General features: G+C 57.9%; 16 protein-coding genes. 8 read left to right on the top strand and 8 right to left on the bottom strand.

What is annotated here, in order from left to right:
• Positions 1-86 precede the first annotated feature (86 nt).
• Positions 87-1,157, bottom strand: coding sequence for a cellulose biosynthesis protein BcsN (gene bcsN / locus IEI95_RS04795; protein WP_194416052.1), 1,071 nt, complete (start codon positions 1,155-1,157; stop codon positions 87-89).
• A gap of 163 nt (positions 1,158-1,320) precedes the next feature.
• Between bcsN and IEI95_RS04790 the strand changes: the two genes are divergently transcribed.
• Positions 1,321-3,582, top strand: coding sequence for a cellulose synthase (locus IEI95_RS04790; RefSeq protein WP_156532693.1), 2,262 nt, complete (start codon positions 1,321-1,323; stop codon positions 3,580-3,582).
• 120 nt (positions 3,583-3,702) lie between these two features.
• On the opposite strand, the gene IEI95_RS04785 is transcribed toward IEI95_RS04790, so the two are convergent.
• Positions 3,703-5,736 carry a GAF domain-containing protein gene (locus IEI95_RS04785; RefSeq protein ID WP_156532694.1) on the bottom strand — a complete coding sequence of 678 codons (2,034 nt, stop codon included), beginning with the start codon at positions 5,734-5,736 and terminating at the stop codon, positions 3,703-3,705.
• Between the two features lie 369 nt (positions 5,737-6,105).
• Between IEI95_RS04785 and IEI95_RS04780 the strand changes: the two genes are divergently transcribed.
• Together IEI95_RS04780 and IEI95_RS04775 are read left to right on the top strand one after the other, a co-directional pair.
• Positions 6,106-7,212 carry a PAS domain-containing protein gene (locus IEI95_RS04780; protein ID WP_041698508.1) on the top strand — a complete coding sequence of 369 codons (1,107 nt, stop codon included), beginning with the start codon at positions 6,106-6,108 and terminating at the stop codon, positions 7,210-7,212.
• Between the two features lie 14 nt (positions 7,213-7,226).
• The gene (locus IEI95_RS04775; protein WP_041698511.1) at positions 7,227-7,640 is read left to right on the top strand and encodes a response regulator; all 414 of its coding nucleotides are present in this window, start codon (positions 7,227-7,229) and stop codon (positions 7,638-7,640) included.
• 93 nt (positions 7,641-7,733) lie between these two features.
• Here the strand turns inward: IEI95_RS04775 and IEI95_RS04770 are convergent, their stop codons facing one another.
• Together IEI95_RS04770 and rsgA are read right to left on the bottom strand one after the other, a co-directional pair.
• Positions 7,734-7,898: a hypothetical protein gene (locus IEI95_RS04770; RefSeq protein ID WP_171431094.1), complete on the bottom strand. Its 165-nt coding sequence runs from the start codon at positions 7,896-7,898 to the stop codon at positions 7,734-7,736.
• Between the two features lie 238 nt (positions 7,899-8,136).
• Positions 8,137-9,162 carry a ribosome small subunit-dependent GTPase A gene (rsgA, locus tag IEI95_RS04765; RefSeq protein ID WP_234890985.1) on the bottom strand — a complete coding sequence of 342 codons (1,026 nt, stop codon included), beginning with the start codon at positions 9,160-9,162 and terminating at the stop codon, positions 8,137-8,139.
• Positions 9,163-9,610: 448 nt separating this feature from the next.
• Between rsgA and IEI95_RS04760 the strand changes: the two genes are divergently transcribed.
• Entirely contained in the window at positions 9,611-12,547 is a 2,937-nt protein-coding gene (locus IEI95_RS04760) for a PAS domain-containing protein (RefSeq protein WP_156532787.1), read from the top strand.
• An 83-nt stretch (positions 12,548-12,630) separates the two neighbouring features.
• Entirely contained in the window at positions 12,631-13,527 is an 897-nt protein-coding gene (locus tag IEI95_RS04755) for an NAD-dependent epimerase/dehydratase family protein (RefSeq protein ID WP_194416262.1), read from the top strand.
• Between the two features lie 55 nt (positions 13,528-13,582).
• Here IEI95_RS04755 and IEI95_RS04750 read toward each other — a convergent pair whose 3' ends face one another.
• The 4 genes from IEI95_RS04750 to IEI95_RS04735 form a co-directional block, all read right to left on the bottom strand.
• A complete protein-coding gene (locus IEI95_RS04750) occupies positions 13,583-14,704 on the bottom strand; it encodes an NAD(P)/FAD-dependent oxidoreductase (RefSeq protein WP_194416050.1) in 1,122 nt (373 codons plus the stop codon).
• A gap of 40 nt (positions 14,705-14,744) precedes the next feature.
• Positions 14,745-15,749, bottom strand: coding sequence for a Gfo/Idh/MocA family protein (locus IEI95_RS04745; RefSeq protein ID WP_156532697.1), 1,005 nt, complete (start codon positions 15,747-15,749; stop codon positions 14,745-14,747).
• 26 nt (positions 15,750-15,775) lie between these two features.
• Positions 15,776-17,299, bottom strand: a complete 1,524-nt coding sequence (locus IEI95_RS29570) for an amino acid ABC transporter permease/ATP-binding protein (protein WP_156532698.1) — start codon at positions 17,297-17,299, stop codon at positions 15,776-15,778.
• Between the two features lie 78 nt (positions 17,300-17,377).
• Positions 17,378-18,130, bottom strand: a complete 753-nt coding sequence (locus IEI95_RS04735; RefSeq protein ID WP_234890991.1) for an ABC transporter substrate-binding protein — start codon at positions 18,128-18,130, stop codon at positions 17,378-17,380.
• A gap of 316 nt (positions 18,131-18,446) precedes the next feature.
• On the opposite strand from IEI95_RS04735, the gene IEI95_RS04730 reads away from it, so the two are divergent.
• The 3 genes from IEI95_RS04730 (at position 18,447) to IEI95_RS04720 (ending at position 22,230) form a co-directional block, all read left to right on the top strand.
• Positions 18,447-19,517, top strand: a complete 1,071-nt coding sequence (locus IEI95_RS04730; RefSeq protein ID WP_156532700.1) for a LacI family DNA-binding transcriptional regulator — start codon at positions 18,447-18,449, stop codon at positions 19,515-19,517.
• Positions 19,518-19,795: 278 nt separating this feature from the next.
• On the top strand, positions 19,796-21,757 hold the full coding sequence (locus IEI95_RS04725) for a methyl-accepting chemotaxis protein (protein ID WP_156532701.1): 1,962 nt from the start codon (positions 19,796-19,798) through the stop codon (positions 21,755-21,757).
• A complete protein-coding gene (locus tag IEI95_RS04720) occupies positions 21,757-22,230 on the top strand; it encodes a chemotaxis protein CheW (protein WP_012653898.1) in 474 nt (157 codons plus the stop codon). The genes IEI95_RS04725 and IEI95_RS04720 overlap by 1 nt, the downstream gene beginning before the upstream one ends.
• Positions 22,231-22,353: the final 123 nt, after the last annotated feature.

Here is a 22,353-nt window from a genome sequence, read left to right as displayed (position 1 = left end):
ATCCCGGTCAAAGGGGACGTATTGCGGCCAACGCGACGCAGCGGATTTTTCGCTTATGGCCACCAGGCTCATGGGCGCCATCCAGCTCATGGGCATTGTCCAGCTTGGGTTGCCCCAGATTGGGCCGAGGTCGCACCAAGGCATGCAGGCGATGGGACGACAGAACCCGGTTTTGTGGTCTGTGAGGATGGCGACGGGCTTGTCGCGCCCGATCGAGCGGGCGAAGGCACTGCTCCATGAGCGCCACTGATCTGGCCGGGTGACGGAACGATCGTATTTTGCGCACCCGCCGGCAATGGCCGGGGATTAGGTGTCACCGAACCAGGAGCGGCAGACTGTGATGTCGCCGCGTTTGTCTGGGCCGGACGCGGCGCGCGACGCTCGGTCGGATATTGAGACTGAGTGACAGCTGAGGCTGCAGGGACCGGCAGAATGGGCGTTGCCGGAGGATAGATCGGTGCGCTTCTACCGCCCAGGCGGGCGTCGAGCGGGGGAGGGCCGCCGTAAGGGTTCCAGCCAGGGCTGTCGACGGTGCCAGCAAGGGTAAATCCATACATCAGCGATAGAAGCTGCTGTTCGCTTGCCAACCTGTCGCAAAGGCGCATGCGGATCTGAACGGTTCCGCCATCGACGAAGGGGCCACGCTGGCCCTGCCGGGCGCGCAATTGCTGCCAGGCATAAAGGCAGAGGTCGTTGCCGCTGGAGCGGCCTACCGCATAGCCGAACGGCCCAAAATCATTCTGCACCACGTAAGGCGCTCGGGTCATGGCGATGCCCGGCAGGGTGCCGCGCATTTCCGAATTGATCCGGGCGTCGGTCAATGAGGCCGAGGAGAGGGCATTATCGCCGTAGCGATTGGGATTTTCCGTTCCGTAAAACCGCACCTGCACGACATTTTGTCCCGGAACCGTCGAATTGGTCGACAGGGCAATTTCCTGCTGCACCGCATTGCTGAAGCGCTTTTGCGTGACGCCGACGATGGAAAAGTCGCCCGGCGGTGGTAAAAGCATGGCCTGGTCTGCGGAGAGCGCCCGCGTTTCGTCGTTCAGCCGCACCGGATTGCCGGCACAGGCGGACAAAAGGGCCACAAGAATAAGAGCGGGCGAGCAGAGTGTGCCCCGCACCAGTCCCGCTAGAATCGGTCGGTCTAGAATCATAGACTCGTCTTACGCCAGAAATTGCACTGACGAAATTTAAAACCTTTCAAAGTGCAAGACTTCCCTCCCGATCCGATCAAAATAAACCATTTCTTTACCCTAACAGTTAAAAGTCAGATCTTATTGGCTTTGCATTTCGGCCGATAATGCGGACGGAGTTCTCATGCGTACATCACTCATAGCGCTTATAGCGATTGCGGCCGGAGCCGTGGGTGCCGTGGGCGTTCTTCCGGGTCATGAGGATCTCGCGACGGTTTCGAAAAATTCGCAGGCCTCCGGCCAGGATGTCCGTGAGGGCGAGGAGGCTGGCGAGCAGGTTCAGTCTGGAAAGTCCGAGCGCCTGCCAGCACCCCGGGCCATGCCGGTGCAACTGCTGGCAGAGGCAGGCACGCCCGACCAGTCAGCGCCCACCCGAGCCAGTTTGCCGCTTGTCCCTGTTGCCGGGGAACAGTCTGCCGCACCGGTAAAGCCTGCCGAGGGTCGAGGGTCTGGAGAAACCAGCCGCCCATCGGTTGATGAAAGCGCGTTGCGTTATTTTGCCGCCCGTGGTGATACGGTTCGGTTGCAGGCTGAGATTTCTCGCCTGCGCATGCTTTATCCCGGCTGGCAGCCGCCGGAAAATCCGATGTCCATCGCAACCGGGGTCGATAGTTTCGTCCAGTCCCTCTGGCAGACCTATGCAGACGGGCGTTATGATGAGGTGCGCAAAGCCATTGCCGGGCGCCAGCAGAGTGAACCCGGTTGGATGCCACCGGAGGAATTGCTGGGAAGTCTGAGGCTTGCCGAAACCCGCCAAAGCCTGGTCAAGGCATCCGATGACAAGCGTTATGACAGTGTTATCTCACTGGCGTCAGGGGCGCCGGAACTGCTGACCTGTACGGAGGTCGATGTTTTATGGCGTGTTGCCGAGGCTTTCGCCAGGACGAGCAAGCCGGAACGCGCCCGCGATGTCTATACCTATGTGCTGAAAACCTGCCGGACCCCACAATTGCGGCTGGCATCCATGCAGAAGGCAAGCACTCTGTTGCAGCCCGCTCTGCTCGAAGATTTGTTGAAGCTCGAACAGCCCAGTGCTGACGGGCAACCGGAATTCGACGGCATTCGTGACGATATTGCCCGCCAGATCGTGGCGCGCGCCGGACAGGATGCCGGGATTGCCGTGCAGGGCGTTGAGCTGGAGCGGTTGGAAAAGGCTGCCGAACGCGAAGGAAAAGCCAGCGATGCCCTGCTGCTCGGCTGGTATCATTACCGCCGCAACGACATGGCCACCGCGAAGGAGTGGTTTGACCGTTCCTACGCAAAAGAGCCAAATGCCTCGGCGGCTCAAGGGTTGGCCCTGACGCAGGTGGCGCTTGGCACACCGGGCGAAGCGGAAAAGACCATGTTCCGCTTTTACGGCACCGATCAGCAGGCGAGGGCTGTCTATCTTTCGGCGGTTGCCGCATTGCTGTCGCAGGACCCGCCAAAGGTCATCGACAATGGCGTGCTGTCCCGTATGGCGCCTGTCGTCATCGCAGCCCGCAATGCGGCGGCAGCCGAGCAGTTCGGCTGGTATGCGCGCGCGCTGCAACAGATGTCGACGGCGGCGGACTGGTTTCGGCTGGTTTTGTCCTGGGATGCCACCTATGAACCTGCGGCCTACGGGCTGGCCCTGTCCCTTGACACTTTGGGCGACAAGACCGGCGTGGCGCAGATCAAGGCCAAATGGGCTGGCCAGTCCGACCGGATCGCCGCAGTCGGCGAAACCAGACCTTCCAGAGACCGGCTTGCGGAAAAACAAGCGGTGCGGTCTGCCGACCGATCGGCTGGTGCCGAGATGGGGAGTTCCCCGTCCGGGGCAGTCAGCCAGACACGCTCAAGACCGACCATGGTTGTCTTGCAGCAAGAAACCGGAACCAGGCGTTCTGGCTGCTCATCAACCCTTCCTGCCGGGCAATTGTCGCCGTCAGAGGCTTTGATGCGCGGCTGGTGCCTGATGGATCTCAAGCGTCCGATGGAGGCGGTCGAGGCGTTCGACAGGGCATTCAGCGGCGGCGACCTGCCGCTTCGCCAGGATGCCGCCTATGGCAAGAGCCTGGCGCTGCTGCGGTTGAAGCTAACCGATAAAGCCGCCGCTGCCGCCGCGTCCGTGCCGCTTGGCAAGGAGCGGGCGCGTGAGCTGCAATTGGCAATTCTGGCTGATCGCGCTGTTGGCGCCTTCCAGCTTGGCCGAGCCCGTGAGGCGCTGATTGCGCTCGACCAGCGCGCGCGCCTGATGCCGGAACCGCAGGATCTGCTTTTGCTGCGGGGCTATGCCTATCAGAAACTCGGCTATGTCGGCGAGGCGCGCCAGATCTTCCAGACACTATCAGATGTCGGCAATACATCCGCTCTCAAGGCCTTGGCCGATATCCGCGCCAATGATCCCGGCGAACCGCATGGCTGATAGAATGACTGGATGCTGTCAGCGTCTTGGGGATTGGGATGCCTGGGAATCTGTTCCGCTTCCGCTGAAAAGGCAAACGAAAGCAAGAGCCTCTCGGGTTCAATCTGAACCTGACAAACTCTAGTCTCCGGTTTCCTGGATTGTGGTGAGCGGTGCATGGAACGTTGCCGTCAGGCCGGACGGGCGATAATCCTTATGGGCATTGCCTGTTCCAGCCAGTCCCATGCGGATCAGGCGTGAGCCAAAGCCCTTGCGAGTTGGTTCGCTCACGGTTGGTCCACCGCTTTCCGTCCATGTCATCGATAGGGTCGGAATGGCATCGTTGTCGGCGATCCACCATTTGACGGAGACCCGACCGCTATTGTTGGAAAGCGCACCGTATTTGAGGGCATTGGTCGCCAGTTCGTGCAGTAGCAACGATAGTGAGAGACCGGCCTTCGGGCCAAGCGCCAGATCGGGACCATCCACGTAAATACGGTCGCCGTCGGCATGCAAGGCCAGCACTTTCTCGATTACATCGCGCATTTTTGCCGCCGACCAGTTTTGCCGCAGAAGAACGTCATGGGCGGCGCCCAGGGCATGCAGACGGGCCAGGAAGGCGTTGACGGCTTCCTTTTCCGAGACGTCCTTCAATGTCTGCCCGGCAATGGCCTGGACCATGGCCAGCGTATTTTTCAGCCGGTGGCTCAGTTCGTGGTTGAGAAGTTCCTGTTCTTCCTCGGCCTGAACCTTGGCAAGGGCTGCATAGGTTCGGTCGGCGATACCGCGCGTAAAGTCCAGTTCATCCTGGTTCCATGTGCGGGGTTTGTCGTCATGGGCGAAAAGAATGCCGACCAGGTTTCCGCCTTTGAGGATCGGTACCTTGATCAGCGACGAAACGCCGATGGAGGCATAGACGTCCTTTTCTGTGGTCAGCCGTTTGCTTGAGGCGATGTTGGGGATCGACAATGTCTCTCCCTTGCACAGGTGCTCAATCGTTTCTGAAAACCTTTGGAGAGAATGGCGCCCCGCCAGCGAGACCGTGCCAGGGGATGTCCAGTCGAAGGCGACGGCAAAGCTATTGTCCGTCCTGTCCAACACGGCGTAGCCCGCCCGGGCAACGCCGAGACCGTCCGACAGGATAGCGGCGGCGCTCCGGGTGATTTCTTCCACGGTGCTGGCGGCGCGAAGTTCGTCCCCAAGCTTTAACAGTGCGGCCTTTTTCGCTTCTTTCAGCTTGGCATCAGTGGTGTCGAAGACCACGCCGACCATGCGGGTGATCTCGCCTGCCTCGTTGTGAACGAAGCGCGCCCGCCGCGAAATCCAGCGCAACTCGTCATCGTCGGCGCGGATGATCCGATAATCCACGTCAGGACTGGCAGACCCTTCTCGCCGGGTAACCGGGTTCGAACGCAGGCCACGATCGTCCTCATGCACCAGAGCCTCAATCTCCGAAGCGGGATAGGACGCCTGCACCGGAATGCCGAAGACCCGACAGAATTCGCTGGAAACTGTCATGGTATTGGTGGCGATGTCCAATTCGAACGTGCCAACCCGCCCGGCGGCTTGAGCGCTTCGCGAGCGTTCGTCCTGTTGTTCCATGGCCGTGACGCGCGCCAGCCTGCGCTCGCTCAATCGGCGCTGTACCTCCGCCTCACGCGCTTTTTCCTTCAGCGCCTTGCGTAATTCCAGCTGTACCATCACCTGTCGAGCCAGAACCTTCAATGTGTCCTGTTGAAGCTCATCCAGTTGCTTGGGTTCGAAACCCAGCACGCAGACGGTGCCGATGGGGAGATTATCAGCGGTTTTCAGGACGGCTCCTGCGTAAAACCGCAGATGGGGTTCGCCGGTGACCAGCGGATTGCGATTGAACCGGCTGTCTTGACTTGCATCCGGTATCATCAGGAAATCGTCTTCCAGGATAGCCTTGGCGCAGAAGGAACTGTCGAACGGTGTCTCGCGCACGCCAAGACCGACTTCCGCCTTGAAGAATTGCCTGCTGTCATCGATCAGATTGACGACGGCGATCGGCGTCGCGCAGATCCGCGAGGCGAGGGCGGCAATATCGTCAAAATCCTTTTCGCGCGGCGTGTCAAGCACGTCATAGGCCCTGAGCGCCTCAAGGCGCCGTCTCTCCCGCTGCTCGGCCTGGTCGTCGTTTAATGATTGGCGCATGAATCTTGTTCTGTCGTGCCGGTTCAAACTCTGGACCGGGCGGGATTTGCCGAGAGGGTTGCATTTTTTAAAGTGAAGATGCGCTCGCACCTTCGTTACCGAGAAATTCTTGTCCATTCCATCCGGGGGGACAAAGCAGGATGTGAATATGCGGAGAGGGTAAACTTTCCATGACGTTTGCCCGCTGGGCTGGAGATTCACTGGTTTATAAGGGCATTATCTGGGCATTTTTTATAGAATTTGCAAGATTGGAAATGCAGGTCCTTTTGCGGTGCTTTCTGCGATGTCCGAACATCAATTTTATTTTTAACAGATGGAACATATAGGATTTCTTCTCGTTTCGAGTTCCTAACGACAACAGGAAGTTTTATGACCGACAGCTCAGCTAGACGCGGTGCCGAGGCCGCCGGGCGCAGACTTCTGGCAGAGCATGCATCGGAAGATCCATTTGCCGCCGCCTTCAAGGCGACCCGCATGCCGATGATCATTACCGATCCCAGGCAGGCCGACAATCCGATCATCTTTGCCAATAATGCCTTTTGCGAGCTGACGGGCTATGCTTCCGACGATCTGATCGGCAAAAATTGCCGCTTCCTGCAAGGCCCTGACAGCGACCCGAAAGCTGTGTTGCAGATCCGCAAGGCGATAGAGGCCGAGCGGGACGTATCGGTCAATATTCTGAACTACCGTAAGGACGGCACGACGTTCTGGAATGCATTGTTCATCAGCCCAGTGCGCGATATCCAGGGCGAAGTGATTTATTTCTTTGCCTCGCAACTCGATTTTACCGATGTCAAAAGCAAGGAAGTGCAGCTGGCCTCGGCAAAATCGCAGGCGGAAGCAGCGGTCGCCCAGCGTACGCAGGATCTTGTCGATGCTCTGGAGGCAAAAACCACGCTCGTCCATGAGGTCGATCACCGCGTCAAGAACAATCTCCTGACGATTGCCTCCATCGTCAAGTTGCAGGCGCGGATGACCAGGGACGATACGGTGCGCCATACCTTGCGCTCTGTGCTTAACCGCGTCGAAGCGCTGAGCACGGTACAGAGAAAGCTGTTTACCTCGAGCGATGTCGGGCGCTTCGATGTGGCGGATTTTGCCCGCGAACTGGTGATTGACATTGTCAACGCGCTGAAACGGGGCGATATCAATATCACCATGGATCTTTCCCCGGTCTTCGTTCCCGCCGTGAAAGCGTCGCCACTGGCGCTGATTGTCAATGAGTTGATCGGCGATGCGGTGCGTCGTGGCTTGAGCGATGGCGGCGGCGAAATCCACCTGACCGTCAACCGGCCAAACGGTCATTTCGTGATTGAAGTGCGCGATACCGCTGATCCGGTGCCGGTCAATAGTGAGGATGACGACTTCGGGCGCCTGATGCTGGAAACCTGCATTCGGCAGGTCGATGCCAAACTTGAACGCAAGACTGAGGGCCGCCAGACCATCGTGCGGGTCACCCTGATGGTTGATAGCTGATCTGGAGCATAAAATTGGACATCATGATCGTCGAAGACGAGACCCTGCTTGCGCTTGAACTTGAAGCGGAAGTGGAGGCAGCTGGCCACACTGTCGTCGGACAGGCGATGAGCCGTGCTGAGGCTATTGAAATCATCGACCGGGAAAAACCGGACTTCGCCTTTGTCGACGTTCATCTTCTCGATGGACCAACCGGGATCGAGGTCGGGCGGCATCTGACTGAGCGGGGTATTCCCTATGTTTTCGTCACCGGCAATCTTCGGCGGATACCGCCGGATTTCGTCGGTGCGGTGGGTGCTATTGAAAAGCCCTATACCATGAATGGCTTGCAGAACGCCCTGGATTATATCGGCAAGCGGCTGCGGGGCGAGGCTAACGTGCAGGCCCCGCCAAGCCTGGTGGTGGCGCCGGAGACCCAGCACGGTTGAGGGCATCGACCTCAAATCCGCGTCGCGGGCTTGAGGTCGTCAGGCCAAATGCCAATGTCATAATGCCAGCGTCGTGGTGACACCTGGCTGGTATCAGACGCTGACGCGACGGCCTTCCTTATCGGCATTCTTGCGGTCGGCGCCGTGTTTTTCGATAATGGTGCGGGCATCCTCGACCGATATCCGGTGCTTCTTGGCAAAGGAAATAGGCTCGTAAGGCTGTTGCGCGGTCGTTTCGTTGGTTTTCTTCTCAGCCATGATGGGTGTCCGATCTTGCTTGCTCCGGCGCAGCGCCAGAGTGTGGGTTGAAATCTGTGACATTCTGAAGAGGGAGAATGTGGGCGTCTGGACCGAGAGACCGGCAGTGTGGCGGTCATGGTCGGTATTTTACCCCGATGGGCTGTATATGGCGATGAATGTCGCGAACTTCAATGTTGAGATTCGTTTAAGCGGGCCAATAGACCATTTCTACATGTCCCGGTACCGCGGAAATGGCTTATTTTCCTTTGCGCGGGATTTTATTGCCACGTGGCCCGGTTGTCACCGGCGTCCTCTTGCGGCTTTCCGTTAGAAGGATACGCCAGCGATCCAGGCGTTCAGGTGCCAGTTCGCCCTTGGCAATGGCCGCCTGCACGGCGCAGCCGGGCTCATGGGCATGGGTGCAGTCGCGAAAACGGCATTGCGGCGCAAGATCGGTAATTTCGCTGAACAAGGTATCGAGCCCATCCGTCACGTCGCTGACATAGAGGGTGCGAATTCCCGGCGTGTCGATGACCCAGCCGCCACCGCTGATGGCATGCAGAGATCGCGCCGTCGTGGTATGACGTCCCTTGGCATCGTGCTCGCGGATGCCGCCAGTTTTCTGGGGCAGGCCCGTTTCCGAACCGGCTCCCGTCTCCAAACCCGCCAAAGTGTTGACCAGTGTCGATTTTCCAACCCCCGACGAGCCAACAAGGGCGACTGTCTCGCCGATGCCGCACCAGGGCGCAAGCGCTGCTGCGGCATCCGGGGCGCGGGCATTGACCGTGACCACGGGCAGGTCGCGTTGCAGTCCTGCTGCCTCATCAACGAACCTTTGAGCATCGTCAACCGTATCGGCCTTGGTCAAAACCAGCACCGGATTGGCGCCGGACTGGTTGGCCATGACCAGATAGCGCTCCAGCCGGGCCGGATTGAAATCGGCATTGCAGGACGTGACGATAAACAGCGTATCGACATTGGCAGCGGCAAGCTGTTGGCCGTTGCGGCCTTCCGTGCGCCGCTGCAAGACGGTCTTGCGCTCCAGCCGGCGGACAAATTCCCCGGTTACCGGATTGGCAAGCACCCAGTCTCCCACCGCGAAATCGGCGGTATTGCTATGGTGAGGCAGTCCGAGATCACCGTTTCCGCCAGCATGGATCGCTTCGACCCGGGCGCGGTGAACGGAGGCGATACGCCAGGGCGTCAGGGCCGATTCATCCGGGCCGATCTGGTCTGCAAAAAACTCCGACCAGCCAAGCGTTGCAAGCAAGGGGGCGGTCAAAATGCGATACCGCAGCGGGCTGGAGCGATCATCGTGCTTGCTTTCTATCAACGAGTGCCGGGCTATCAACGTTGTCTGACGACTACATAAGGCGATGTCGGACGCGGGGGAAGAGCAAAAAAATGCCTGAAAATTCTAAGGCAAAAATTCCCCGAAACCGAAGCGAGTTTTGCGGTAAAATACCATGGTTGACAGCGAAATTTCCTCCTCCTTTACGACAGGTGAGAAAAGCCTGAACAGGCGGGACGACATTGATTGACAGAGGTAGTTTAGCATGTCACGAAATCCTATGATCAGTCGCCCCCTGCGTAACGTTTCGCTCACCCCCGAACTCGAGGGTTTCATTCATGCCAGCCTTGCGTCCGGCGATTACGCCAACGCAAACGACATGGTGTGCGCAGCCCTTGACGGGCTGCGCAACGCGGCCTCGCCCGTAGGCAGGCAAGATATGGGCATGGAAGACGTGGAATGGCCAAAAGGTGGCGGCAATTGCGGCGATCTGATCCGGGGGCGGGATTGGCGCAATTCCAGCCTCGGGGCGGTTTGTCAATGGTCGGGAGAATTGCGGGGGACGGTCGCCAATGTGGTCAATTCACCGGTTGCGACTGTATTGATGTGGGGAAAAGACCACATCATGATTTATAACGATGCCTATAGTGTCATTGCTGCGGATCGCCACCCGATAGCGCTCGGCATGCCTGTTGCCACCGCCTTCCCGGAAGTCTGGGATTGGAACCGTGGTATTCTGGAAGCCGGTTTCAGGGGCGAAACGGTGGTGTATCGGGATCAGCCGATTGTGCTGAATCGCCGGTCGGGACCGGAAAGACTGTTTCTCGATCTTTTCTATACTCCGGTGTACGATGCCGACGCCAAGGTCGGTGGCGTGATGTGTACGATTGTCGATAACAGCGCGCGTCTGTCGGTAGAGAGGCGGCTGGCTGAGCGCGAGGCGGAGTTGAGGCGGGTTACGGATGCCGTGCCCATGTTGATTTCCTATGTCGACCGGGATCACGTCTATCGTTTCGTCAATGCCACCTATCAAGACTGGTTCGGTATTGCGCCTGAACGGGTGGTTGGGCGTCATGTGCGCGAACTGCTTGGCGATTTGTCCTATACCAACCGGCGCTCCTCTATTGAGCGTGGCCTTGCGGGTGAAAGCTTTACCTCGGAAGCGACAATTATTCGCAACGGCGCGGAGCATCGGCTGGAAATACGCTATATCCCGCATGTCGAGGCGGATGGCTCTATCCCTGGGGTTCATATCCTGTGCATCGACATGCAGGAGCATGCGCGGCGCGAAGCGGCCCTGATCATCAGCAATCGCCGGTTTCGCACCGCCATGGACGCTGTTCACGGGGTGTTGTGGACCAATGGCCGGGACGGTCGGATGGAGGGAGAACAGGCCGGCTGGTCGGCGCTGACCGGCCAGACCATGGCCGAATACCAGGGCTATGGCTGGTCCGATGCCGTCCATCCGGACGATGTTACCGCCACCATTGGCGCCTGGCGGGCGGCGGTCGACAGTAAAACCATGTTTATCCATGAGCACCGTGTCCGGCGGGCCGATGGTGTCTGGCGCCAGTTTGCCATCCGGGCGCTGCCGCTTCTGGATAATGCGGGTGAAATCATCGAATGGGTTGGCGTTCATACCGATATTACCCACCAGCGGGCCGCCGAAGCGACCTTGCGTCAGCAGGCAGAGACCCTGGCGCGGCAGGTGCGCTACCGCGAGCTGGCGGAAGAGCAATTGCGCAATCTGAATGAGACACTGGAAGCCCGCGTCGTTGCGGAAATCGGCGAACGGCGTCAGGCCGAAGCCAAGCTGGCGCAGGCGCAGAAAATGGAAACGGTCGGCAAGCTGACTGGCGGCGTCGCCCATGATTTCAACAACCTGTTGCAGGTGATTTCCGGCAATCTTCAACTGTTGTCGAAAGATGTGGCGGGCAATGAGCGCGCTGAAACCCGGGTTGCCAATGCCATGGCCGGTGTGTCGCGCGGCTCAAAGCTTGCCAGCCAATTGCTGGCCTTTGGCCGGCGCCAGGCGCTGGAGCCGAAGGTCGTCAATATCAGCCGCTTCATCCAGGCGATGGATGACATGCTGCGGCGGGCCGTCGGCGAGGCAATCCAGGTGGAAACGGTGTTTCCAGGGCAATTGTGGAATACGTTCATCGATCCGGCACAGATTGAAAACGCCCTTCTCAATCTGGCGATCAATGCCCGCGATGCCATGGATGGGGTCGGCATGTTGACCATCGAGCTTGCCAATGTACATCTGGATGACGCTTACGCCATGACCCATGACGAGGTCTCTGCCGGTCAATATGTCATGCTGGCCGTCAGCGATACTGGGTCAGGGATCGCGCCTGAGATCATCGACAAGGTGTTCGAACCGTTTTTCTCCACCAAGGCAGAAGGCAAGGGCTCCGGCCTTGGCCTGTCTATGGTCTATGGCTTTGTCAAACAGTCCGGCGGCCATGTGAAAATCTATTCGGAAATTGGCCAGGGAACGACGATCCGGCTTTATCTGCCACGCGCCCTGCAGGCCGAGGACGTGGAAATTGCCGTCGATACCGGGCCGATCACCGGCGGCAGCGAGACTGTGCTGGTGGTGGAGGACGATGAGGCTGTTCGAGAAACGGTCGTGGCGCTCTTGGCCGATCTCGGCTACCGGGTGTTGAAGGCGGTGGATGCCGCCAGCGCCTTGAGCGTCATCGAAAGCGGCATCCCCATCGACATCCTGTTTACCGATGTCATCATGCCGGGTACCCTAAAAAGCCCGGAACTGGCCCGCAAGGCCCGCGAGCGCCTGCCCAATATCGCTGTGCTGTTCACGTCAGGCTATACCGAGAACTCCATCGTGCATGGCGGCAAGCTGGATGCAGGCGTCGAGCTTTTGTCCAAGCCCTATACGAAAGAGGCGCTGGCACGGAAATTCCGGCATGTTCTGGCCAATCAGCGTCAACGCTTAACAGGCAGGATCGCCGATCCGAAACCGGCTGTGGCTGCACCTGATATAACGTCGCCGTTGACGGTTCTTCTGGTTGAAGATGACGCGCTGATCCGGATGGATACGGCGGAAATTCTTCAGGATGCCGGTTTCGTGGTCATCGATGTCGGCAGCGCAGAGCAGGCGATGGCCGCGCTCGAAACGCTGGCAATCGATGTGCTGGTGACGGATGTCAACCTTCCGGGCATGTCGGGGCGGGATCTTGCTGCAAAAACAAGGCAGATCCGGCCAGCGGCAGGGATTGTCTTTGCCACGGGTGATGCGTCTTGCGTGCGCGATGAAGCGGATGCTCGTGTGCTCACCAAGCCCTATGGGGCCGAACAACTGGTCTCCACGGTTCGTCTGGCCTGCATTGCCGCACCGGCGACGAGCGCATAAACGTGTGCGCCGAAAACGCCGGGAGATCGTTGTCCTGACACATCTGTGTGGGACACATCCGCGTCCGAAAATAAGGGAGAGAGATTATGAACAAACGTATCGTCTTTACGGGCGGCACCGGCAAGGCTGGACGCCATGCCGTTGCGCATCTGCAAGCCAAGGGATATTCGATCCTCAACCTTGATCTGAAGCCGCTCGATTGCCCTGGCGTCAATACGCTGATCACTGATATCACCGATAGCGGCCAGGTGTTCAACGCGCTGACGACGCATTTCGGTTTTGATGGATATGACCACGGCGCCCCGCCATCTGCGCCCGACGCCGTCGTGCATTTCGCTGCCATTCCCCGGGTGATGATCGAGCCTGACAATTCCACCTTTTCGGCCAATGTCGTCGGCACTTATAATGTCATCGAGGCAGCCATGAAGCTTGGCGTGCGCAAGGTGATCATCGCTTCGAGCGAAACCACCTATGGTGTCTGTTTTGCCGAAGGCGACAAGGATTTCCATAGCTTTCCGCTTGAAGAAGACTATGACAGCGACCCAATGGACAGCTACGGTCTGTCCAAGGTGGTCAATGAAAAGACCGCCCGGGCTTTTGCCATGCGTTACAAGGCCGATATCTATGCGCTGCGGATTGGCAATGTGATCGAGCCGCATGACTATGCCAATTTCCCTGGCTATCTCGACAACCCCATGTCGCGCAAGCGCAATGCCTGGAGTTATATCGACGCCCGCGACCTCGGCGAAATCGTCCATTTGTGCATCGAAAAGGACGGCCTCGGCTTTCAGGTGTTCAATGCCGTCAACGACACGATCACCGCCGATCTGCCGACCCGTGAATTTCTTGCCAAATATTGCCCTGATACGCCGGTGCTACGGGAGATGGGTGAGAATGAGGCGCCCATTTCCAACCGAAAGGCCCGCGAGGTTCTCGGCTTCAAGGAAGAGCATCCGTGGCGCAAATATGTGACGCGCTGACAGTCTCAGCCAAAGACATCCGCCGCCGGTTTGGACCGGCGGCGTGACGTTCGCGTCAGGCGAAGCGCTCAGGCCGGAACGTGGCCAGCATCGGATGGCGTTCGCCACTGGCGATTTCATAGGCGAGAAGTTCGCCGACAATCAGGCCCAGTGTTGCGCCGCTATGGCTGAAGGCAACGAAATAGCCTGGAATGGCTGCAAGTTCGCCAAGGACCGGTTCACCGTCGCCGGGAATGGGTTTGCGGCCGACGCCATAGCTGGCCAGTTCGAGCTTCGGATTGCCTTCCAGTACCTTGGAGGCTTCCGTCAACAGGCCATCCAGCGTTTCCTGCTTCACCTGATAGCTGCCATCCGCCAAAGTACCGACTTCTTCCTCGGACCATGCCGAATCCAATGCAAAACTGTTGTTGGGGCCGGGGCGAATAGCGATGCGGGGTGTGTTCAGCACGGCTGTCAAGGGAAGGTCGAGAGGCTTTGTTGTGACCAACAGCGAAATCGGTGTGCCGTCGTCGATTTTCTGGCCGACATCAGCGGCCATTTTGGGAACGGACGGTCCCGTTGCCACTAGGACCGCATCGGCAGGATAGGTCGCACCGTTTGCTGCGCGAGCACCAACGGCGCGACCGTTTTCAATTATCACGCTGGCCACCCCGGCATCTGTCACCAGCGTGCCGCCGCGCTCCTTAAATTCATCGACGAGAATTTTGATCAGGGCGGGCAAATCCACCCAACCCTCGGCCGCGTTGAAAATAGCGCCCTGTGGTGTGACCACGTCCGCATCGACGCCAGGCGTCACAGCCTTGACCTCGTCTGCGGCCAGATGCACGGCATCATAGGCCAGCTTGACCTCATGGTCATAGGCTGCATCAATCTCATTGTTGGCGTCGTCGGCGTCCCATGTCAGTCCGCCTTTGAAGGACAGCCAATCGACACCCGGAAACCGTTCAGCCAATGTGCGGTAACGATCAATGCCCGCCATGCGCAGGCGATGATAAGCATCAGAGCGCATCCGCGAGGAATTGAGCCAGGACAGGGAACGCCCGGACGCGCCATTGGCGACCGGTCCGTCATTGATCAGGGTGACATTGACACCCTTGCGGACAAGTTGAACCGCCGTGGACGTTCCAAAAATGCCGCCGCCGATAATGACAGCGCTTGATATCTTGTTTTTCGACATGGTTTTCTCTCAGTCTTCAATCATGATGATGTGAATTGGTTCACGGCTGTTCCCAGCCATTGCTCTTGGCCGAGCGGAAAAACGCATCGATGACCTTCATATTGGCCACGGCATCGCCTAGCCCGGATGACAAAGGCTCACCCGCCAGCACCGCGCGGGCAAAAGCATCGCATTGCAGGCCATATTGATTGGCAGCGCTGATCTCGATCACTTCACAGCCGCCACCGGTCAGGTCACGGCCATCATCGATGGTGATGGTGGTGGGCGCATCGGTTGGTGCATTGAAGGGAATGGCAATTTCTATGCGGCCTTTGGTGCCGAGCACCGTGACCTTCTGGCATAAGGACAACTGCGTGGCGCAGGTAAACGTGAGGTGGCGACCCGCGGAGAATTCCGCCAGGCCACTCATCATCCTGTCCGTCTGGAATGTCTCATCCTGATCAAACAGGCCAATCACACGCTCTGGCTCACCATCAAACACAAAGCGGGCGGTATTGATGGCGTAACAGCCGACATCATAAAGTCCGCCGCCGCCAATATCTTTCTGGTTGCGCACATTGGTTGGATCATCGAGATAATAGGAGAAGATCGTCTGGATGCTCCGCACCTCGCCAATTCGCCCGGCTTTCACCAGATCGCGCACCTTCAGCCATTGCGGATGATGGCGCACCATGAAGGCCTCTGCGACCAGCACACCGGAAGTGCTGGATGCTGAAGCAATCTGCTCTGCTTCCTCTGCCGTCAGGGCAATTGGCTTTTCACACAGCACTGGCTTGCCGTGGCGGATAGCTTCCAACGTCATCGGCATATGCAGGTGATTGGGCAGCGGATTATAGATCGCATCGATATCGGGATCGCGGAGCAATTCCTCATAGCTGCCATAGGCTTTGGCAATGCCAAGGTCAGCCGCTACGCTCTGCGCTTTTGCCAGTGAGCGCGACGCAATTGCCGCAACAACGCCGGTCTCTCCCGCTTGAATGGCCGGGATAACGGTCTTCATGGCAATATTGGCGGCTCCCAGCACACCCCATCTGAGTTTTTTCATGCTTGTTTCTGCCTTCTATTTATCACTCACAAAACCTCCGCCAAAAAGTGCTTCAACCGCGCACTCTGAGGGTGGTCAAAAATGGCTTCGGGTGAGCCTGCTTCCACCACCTTGCCCTCATCCATGAAAATCACCTGATCAGCGACGCGGCGGGCAAAGCCCATTTCGTGGGTCACAACCACCATGGTCATGCCGCGCTCACCCAGATTGGCCATCAGGTTCAGCACGCCTTTCACCAATTCCGGATCAAGCGCCGAGGTGACTTCATCGAACAGGATAACCTCCGGCTCCATCGCCAGCGCACGGGCAATGGCCACCCGCTGTTGCTGCCCACCAGACAAACCACCGGGACGGTGATGTTTGCGGCTTTCCAGCCCGACATCACGCAATCTTGCCAGCGCGATCCGCTCGGCTTCCTGCCGTGACATACCTTTGATCTTGGTCAGCGACAGCATGACATTGTCGAGCGCCGAATGATCGGGAAACAGGTTGAAGTGCTGGAACACCATGCCAACCTTGCGGCGCAGTTTTTCGGGTTTCATTGTCAGAATGCTGGCACCGTCCAGCAGAACATCGCCGCCCTTTGGCTCAACCAAGCGGTTGAGGCAGCGCAACAGCGTCGATTTGCCAGAGCCGGAGGGGCCAATGATGCAGGTGACGGTGCCGGGTTTGACGGTGAGATCAACGCCCTTCAGCACATCCAGCGTGCCGTAGGCCATGGTCAGTTCACGCACATCCAGACTCCCGCCGGTGAAGGTGATTTCCTTCGTCGGCGCATTCGCACCATCCACAGCCTTCGCCAGTTCGCTCACTTCGGCAAGACCACTGATCGCCTCGGCAGCTGGCTTTTTGCCAAGCCGCAGCCGGGCATCGATGGTGTTGACCAGATGGGTTAGGGGCACGGTGATGACAAGATAGAACATGCCCGCCAGCAACAGCGGCGAGAGATTGCCCGTGACAACAGCCTGATCTTGCCCAACGCGGAAAATTTCGCGCTCGGATGCCAAGAGACCGAGAAAATAGACGAGGCTGGAATCCTTCACATTGCCGATGAACTGATTGACCAGCGCGGGCAATACCCGCCGCACGCCCTGCGGCACAATAATCAGCCGCATGCCTTGGCCATAGCTCATGCTCAACGCCCGGCAGGCTTCCAGCTGGCCCCGATCGACACTCTGAATACCGGAGCGGAAGATTTCGCCAATATAGGCCCCGGCAATCAGGCTCAGTGCCAGAATGCCCAGCGGATAGGGTGATGGCCCCCAGATTTCGCGAGCAATGCGGGCAAAACCCTGACCGATCAGCAAAATCGTGACAATCGCAGGCAGGCCACGAAAGATGTCGGTATAAAGCCGCGCCGGAATGCGCAGCCACGGCGAGCGCGAAATACCCATAATGGCGAGGACCATGCCAATGACCACGCCAATCACGGTGGAGGCGAAGGCGAGGATAAGCGTATTCTTCAAGCCGACCGTGATCATGGCAGGCAAGACTTCGGCCATCGCGTCCCAGTCGAGAAAACTGCGACGCAGTGTTTCAAGCCATTCCATTCAAAAGTCCTTCCCGGTTATGGTCAATTGCCCAGTGGCGACCCGGTTGGTGCTCACAGCCAACCGGGTGCAGTCACATCAAGGCTTGGGAAGATAGTCGGCAGGCATTGGCGAGCCGGGGAACCATTTTTCGTAGAGCTTCTTCCATGTGCCGTCTTGCATGGCAGCGTGCAGGCCCTTGTTGAAGGCCTCGCGCAGCCCATCATTGCCCTTGCGGATCACGAAACCCGCAGGCGCATCGAAGCTTGGAATGTTGACGGCGATTTTCAGTGCCTTGAAACGATCCGTATAGTCCTTGGCAGCCTCATAATCGAGGAAATGGGCATCGACCGTGCCATTGTTCAGGGCCGAGACGGCGGAGTTGTTGTCGGGGAATTTGACGAGATCGGTGTCCTTGAAATTCTTGGTCGCATAGATTTCCTGCAACGTGCCTTGCACCACGCCCAGGCGCTTGCCCTTCAGGCCCGCGGCATCGGTAATCTTCGCATCCGGGGTCAGCACTGAGAGATAACCGGCTAGATAGCCATCGGAGAAATCAACGGTTTTCTTTCGTGCGTCTGTCGTGCCAATGGCCGCCACAGCCACATCAAACCGGCCATTGGCAACAGACGGCATCAGGGCCGAAAATTCCTGACCGGTAAAGACAACCTGATCTTTCTTGAAGCCCATGCGCTCGGCAACATTGAGAAAGAGTTCAATGTCAAAGCCGGTAAACTGGCCATCGGAGGTGATGAATGTATAGGGCTTGGAATCGCCCATGGTGCCGACACTGATGACCTTCGGGTCAATCAACCCGTAGGGATTGTCGGCTGCAACGGCCTGCTGCGCCATCAATCCGGCACAGGCAAGAGCCGCCGCGATGACCGCGCCGCGCGCCTTCTGTGAAATTGCTTTGGTTATACTCATTGTCGTTGTTCTCCGCTCTGGTGATTGTTTTTCTTTCCCGTGCTGGCCTTGTGATGACGCGCGCGGTTTCCCATCCGAATGAATGGCGGCAACCATTCATTCGGCAAATGCTTGTCGCATGCCGTTTTCTTGTTATTGGATATGAGACCGGTCTCTATGTTAAAGAGACCGGTCTCTTTCGGTTTGACAATTGTTATATTCGCATTGACCGTCCGTCAATATCCCTTATAGAGCTAATGTCATGGAACAACCCGCGAACAGGAAATCATCCGCCACCGTTGCCGATGTGGCCAGAGCCGCAGGCGTTTCCAAGGCTACTGCCGCGCGCGTTTTGGGCGGCTATGGCACCGTCAGCGACAAGGTGCGGACGCTGGTTCTGGAGGCTGCGGCCACATTGGACTACCGGCCCAATGAGCTGGCCCGTAGCATGACAACGGGCCGATCCGGCACCATTGGTGTTGTGGTCGGGGATATTGAAAATCCGTTTTTCAGCTCAGCCGTACGCGGCATTGCCGATGTGGCCCGCATGGCAGGTTATACTGTCATCCTCACCAATTCCGGCGAAGACGTTGCGGCGGAAAAGGCTGCTGTCAGGGCTTTGCTGGCAAAGCGGGTCGATGGTTTGATTATCTCGGCTGCAAGCACGCTGGATTTCGAACACCTGCAAGAAATCCGGCAATCGGGTTGTCCGCTGGTGCTGCTTGACCGCGCCCTTCCTGTCCTGGATGTCGACACGGTGACAACGGATGACCGTGAGGCGGCCCAACAGGCAACGGAAATCCTCATTCGCAATGGCCATCGTGAGATCGCCTATATCACCGCCTGCGATACACCGGACCATCGGATGAAGAGTCTCGACGATCTTCATACGGCATCGGTCCGGCATCGTGTTGAAGGTTTTATTGCTGTTTGCACTGCCGCAGGACTGCCTGCGCCCCTGCAGGCCGTGCGTCTCGGCGCGAATGGCCGGGAAAAATGTGAGGCGCTGGCGCTTGATCTGCTGCAATCGGCGCACCGGCCAAGTGCCATCATCGCCTCGGATAGTCTTATTGCTCTGGAGGTCTTCAAGGTCGCCCGGCATCTCGGCCTGTCGATCCCGCAGGATCTTTCGCTGATCGCTTTTCACGATGCGGATTGGACTGCTGTGACCTCTCCGCCGATCACCGTTATCCGCCAGCCGGTCTATCATATGGGAAAAACCGTAGCAGCCCATTTGATGGAAAGAATAAAAGGCGCTAGCCACCCGGCTCGGCATGTCATTCTGATGACAGAGCTTATCGAGCGCAGCTCCATTGCATCAAGGCTGCCTTGATTTTTTGATTTATATATTTGTAATTCTATATTTTTATTGCATTTTTCTGCAAAATTAAAAAAAGAAATACATTTTATTTCAGGTTTTTATTTGTTTCGAAAATTTCGAAATTCATGTATTTCCCGATCAGCGAGTGAAAATAATGGAGTACACTATTTCGATAACAGCGATGTCCCAATTTTATACATACATCATTAAGTATAGGCCCAACTGCGCAGGAACCAGATCGGTCATGGCGAATTATCGCGCCAGAAACGAAACAAAACTGGATTTCTGCGATGAAAAACCTGCCAATCATTGGTAAATTCTTAACTATAATGGCGCTGTTCGGTGTGTTTGCACTGGGCGTTGCTGGCTATGCTGGAACGCGCATTATGGATATCGACACATCCTATAGCGACCTCATATCTCAGGATACTGCCGCTGCGACAGCGATATCGCGCGCCAACCGGGCCTTGCAGGGTGCACGCTCGGCAATTGCGGAACTGACGATTGCTCGCTCCGACAAAGAGAAAGCCGGTTCTCAACAGGACCTTCAATCCTCGCGGGCCGCTTTCGTAAAATTCATGGACATTGCCATTGCCGCGGTTCCGCAGCGCCGTGATGTTGCCGATGCCAAGACGGAAAGTCTGCGCATCATCGACAATACCTGTGCCAATACCATTGCTCTTGGCAATGCCAGCAATTCGCCAGAGGGCGTGGCGCTCGCGCAAGCCGCCTTTATCAATGAGTGTCAGGCGGCGTTTCGCGTTATTACGCCAAAAAACGTGCAGTTGGTGGATGATTTGAACAATGCCACCGATCAGAAAAGCGATGCATTATCCGTGACCTCAAGCCATGCCGCTATGGTCACGGTGGCCAGCATCGTAGCCGGTCTGGCAATCGTCCTGACCATCGGCTTCTTCGCAATCCGCTCGTGGCTTGTCCTGCCGATCCGCAAGGTTGCGGCAACGATGGAAACTCTGGCCGGTGGCGATCTCTCTGTGGATGTTGCGGGAACCGAGCGCCGTGACGAAGTCGGCGGGATGGCCAAGGCCGTGCAAGTGTTCAAAGATAACGGCCTGCGTGCCCGGGAACTGGAACGGGAAGCAGAAAGCGTGCGCAATTCCAGCGAGGCGGAACGGACTCGCGTTGCAGAAATGGACCGCAAGCGTGCGGAAGAAATGGCAGAGGCGACGTCTGGTCTGGCCGATGGCCTGAAGCGACTGTCGAATGGCGATCTCGGCTTCCGTTTGAGCCAGCCGTTCGCCACCGAGTTCGAAGCGCTTCGCAATGACTTCAATGCTGCCGTTGCACAATTGTCCGATACGCTGGGTGCGGTTGCTAATGCCACCAGCTCTATCGATAGCGGTTCACGCGAAATCAGCCAGGCTGCCGAAGATCTGTCGAAACGTACCGAACAGCAGGCCGCATCGCTGGAGGAAACCGCCGCCGCCCTCGACCAGATCACCACCAATGTCGCCAATTCCTCCAAGCGCGCCGAAGAAGCCCGGCATGTGGCGATCGAGGCCAACCAGTCGGCCCGCGAATCCGGCATTGTCGTCTCCAACGCTGTCGATGCCATGCAGCGGATCGAGCAATCGTCCAACCAGATCTCCAACATCATTGGCGTCATCGACGAAATTGCTTTCCAGACCAATCTTCTCGCTTTGAATGCGGGTGTGGAAGCAGCGCGCGCCGGGGAGGCTGGTAAGGGCTTTGCGGTCGTGGCCCAGGAAGTGCGCGAACTTGCCCAGCGCTCTGCCGGTGCCGCCAAGGAAATCAAAGAGTTGATCCGCAATTCTGCCGGCGAAGTCAGCAATGGTGTGACACTGGTGCGGGCGACCGGTGAGGCACTCAAGGCCATCGAAGCGCATGTCGTTACCATCAACAGCCAGCTTGATGCCATTGCCCTGTCGTCACGCGAACAATCGGTCGGTCTTGCCGAAGTCAACACCGCCGTCAACCAGATGGACCAGGTGACCCAGCAGAATGCCGCCATGGTCGAGCAATCGACGGCAGCCAGCTCTTCGCTGGCATCGGAAGCGGGCCGGTTGCGTCAATTGATTTCGCAATTCCACCTCGACGGCTCCCAGACCATGCCTGCCTCTTCGGCTGCTGGCTGGACATCCAAAAAGCCGGCTGCTGCGCATGAACAGCACCGCCCGGTTGCGTCTCCGGCCCGGCGAATGGTGGGGCAGGTGGCCCGCGCCATGGGTCTCCAGACTGCGGCCAAGGCCGATAACTGGGAGGAATTTTGATGCGGACGGCGTCGACCAGCCAGGCGGATGCGCTTGAAATCCTGGCCTTCAGGCTGCATGGACAGGAATTCTGCGTCAAGACCACGTCCATCCGCGAAATTCGCGGCTGGGCACCGGCCACCTCCTTGCCGCATGCCCCTGCTGAGGTCATCGGGGTGATAAACCTGCGCGGCACGGTCATTCCCATCGTCGATCTCGCGGTCAAATTGGGAATGCAGGGCATGGTGGCCAATGAGCGCAGCGCCATCATCGTTGCGGAAGTGGACAGTGCGGTCGTAGGCCTGCTTGTCGACGCCGTGTCCGACATCTTGACGGTTCCCGCGGACAGCCTGCAACCCGTACCGCAAGCCACCAGCACCGGAACGGATTTTTCCGATGGCATCATTGTGCAGGGCGCGAGCATGATCTGTTTTCTCAATCTCGAACGGATGTTTGCCCACAGCAATTGCAGCGATTGGGGAATTGCCGCTTGATTGCCCGAAATTTGTAGCAGGTCCAAAGCCCGGAAGTCTCTTCCGGGCTTTGGCGTTTTCAACCCATTGCCGTTTTTGCAAAATTTGGAATGAGGTCCTCGATAAACCCGTCTTTTCAAAGAT

This window comes from Agrobacterium vitis (genome assembly GCF_014926405.1).
GTDB classification, from domain to species: domain Bacteria; phylum Pseudomonadota; class Alphaproteobacteria; order Rhizobiales; family Rhizobiaceae; genus Allorhizobium; species Allorhizobium vitis_H.
This window is presented reverse-complemented; position numbering and strand designations above follow the sequence as displayed.

What these genes read in the sequence shown, in the direction of transcription:
- IEI95_RS04725 (WP_156532701.1), top strand. Translation starts at nt 19,796, where the DNA reads ATGAAAAACCTGCCAATCATTGGTAAATTCTTAACTATAATGGCGCTG.
- IEI95_RS04785 (WP_156532694.1), bottom strand. Translation starts at nt 5,736, where the DNA reads ATGCGCCAATCATTAAACGACGACCAGGCCGAGCAGCGGGAGAGACGG.
- IEI95_RS04730 (WP_156532700.1), top strand. Translation starts at nt 18,447, where the DNA reads ATGGAACAACCCGCGAACAGGAAATCATCCGCCACCGTTGCCGATGTG.
- IEI95_RS04770 (WP_171431094.1), bottom strand. Translation starts at nt 7,898, where the DNA reads ATGGCTGAGAAGAAAACCAACGAAACGACCGCGCAACAGCCTTACGAG.
- bcsN (WP_194416052.1), bottom strand. Translation starts at nt 1,157, where the DNA reads ATGATTCTAGACCGACCGATTCTAGCGGGACTGGTGCGGGGCACACTC.
- IEI95_RS04780 (WP_041698508.1), top strand. Translation starts at nt 6,106, where the DNA reads ATGACCGACAGCTCAGCTAGACGCGGTGCCGAGGCCGCCGGGCGCAGA.
- IEI95_RS04750 (WP_194416050.1), bottom strand. Translation starts at nt 14,704, where the DNA reads ATGTCGAAAAACAAGATATCAAGCGCTGTCATTATCGGCGGCGGCATT.
- IEI95_RS04720 (WP_012653898.1), top strand. Translation starts at nt 21,757, where the DNA reads ATGCGGACGGCGTCGACCAGCCAGGCGGATGCGCTTGAAATCCTGGCC.
- IEI95_RS04745 (WP_156532697.1), bottom strand. Translation starts at nt 15,749, where the DNA reads ATGAAAAAACTCAGATGGGGTGTGCTGGGAGCCGCCAATATTGCCATG.
- IEI95_RS29570 (WP_156532698.1), bottom strand. Translation starts at nt 17,299, where the DNA reads ATGGAATGGCTTGAAACACTGCGTCGCAGTTTTCTCGACTGGGACGCG.
- IEI95_RS04760 (WP_156532787.1), top strand. Translation starts at nt 9,611, where the DNA reads ATGGGCATGGAAGACGTGGAATGGCCAAAAGGTGGCGGCAATTGCGGC.
- IEI95_RS04790 (WP_156532693.1), top strand. Translation starts at nt 1,321, where the DNA reads ATGCGTACATCACTCATAGCGCTTATAGCGATTGCGGCCGGAGCCGTG.
- IEI95_RS04735 (WP_234890991.1), bottom strand. Translation starts at nt 18,130, where the DNA reads ATGGCGCAGCAGGCCGTTGCAGCCGACAATCCCTACGGGTTGATTGAC.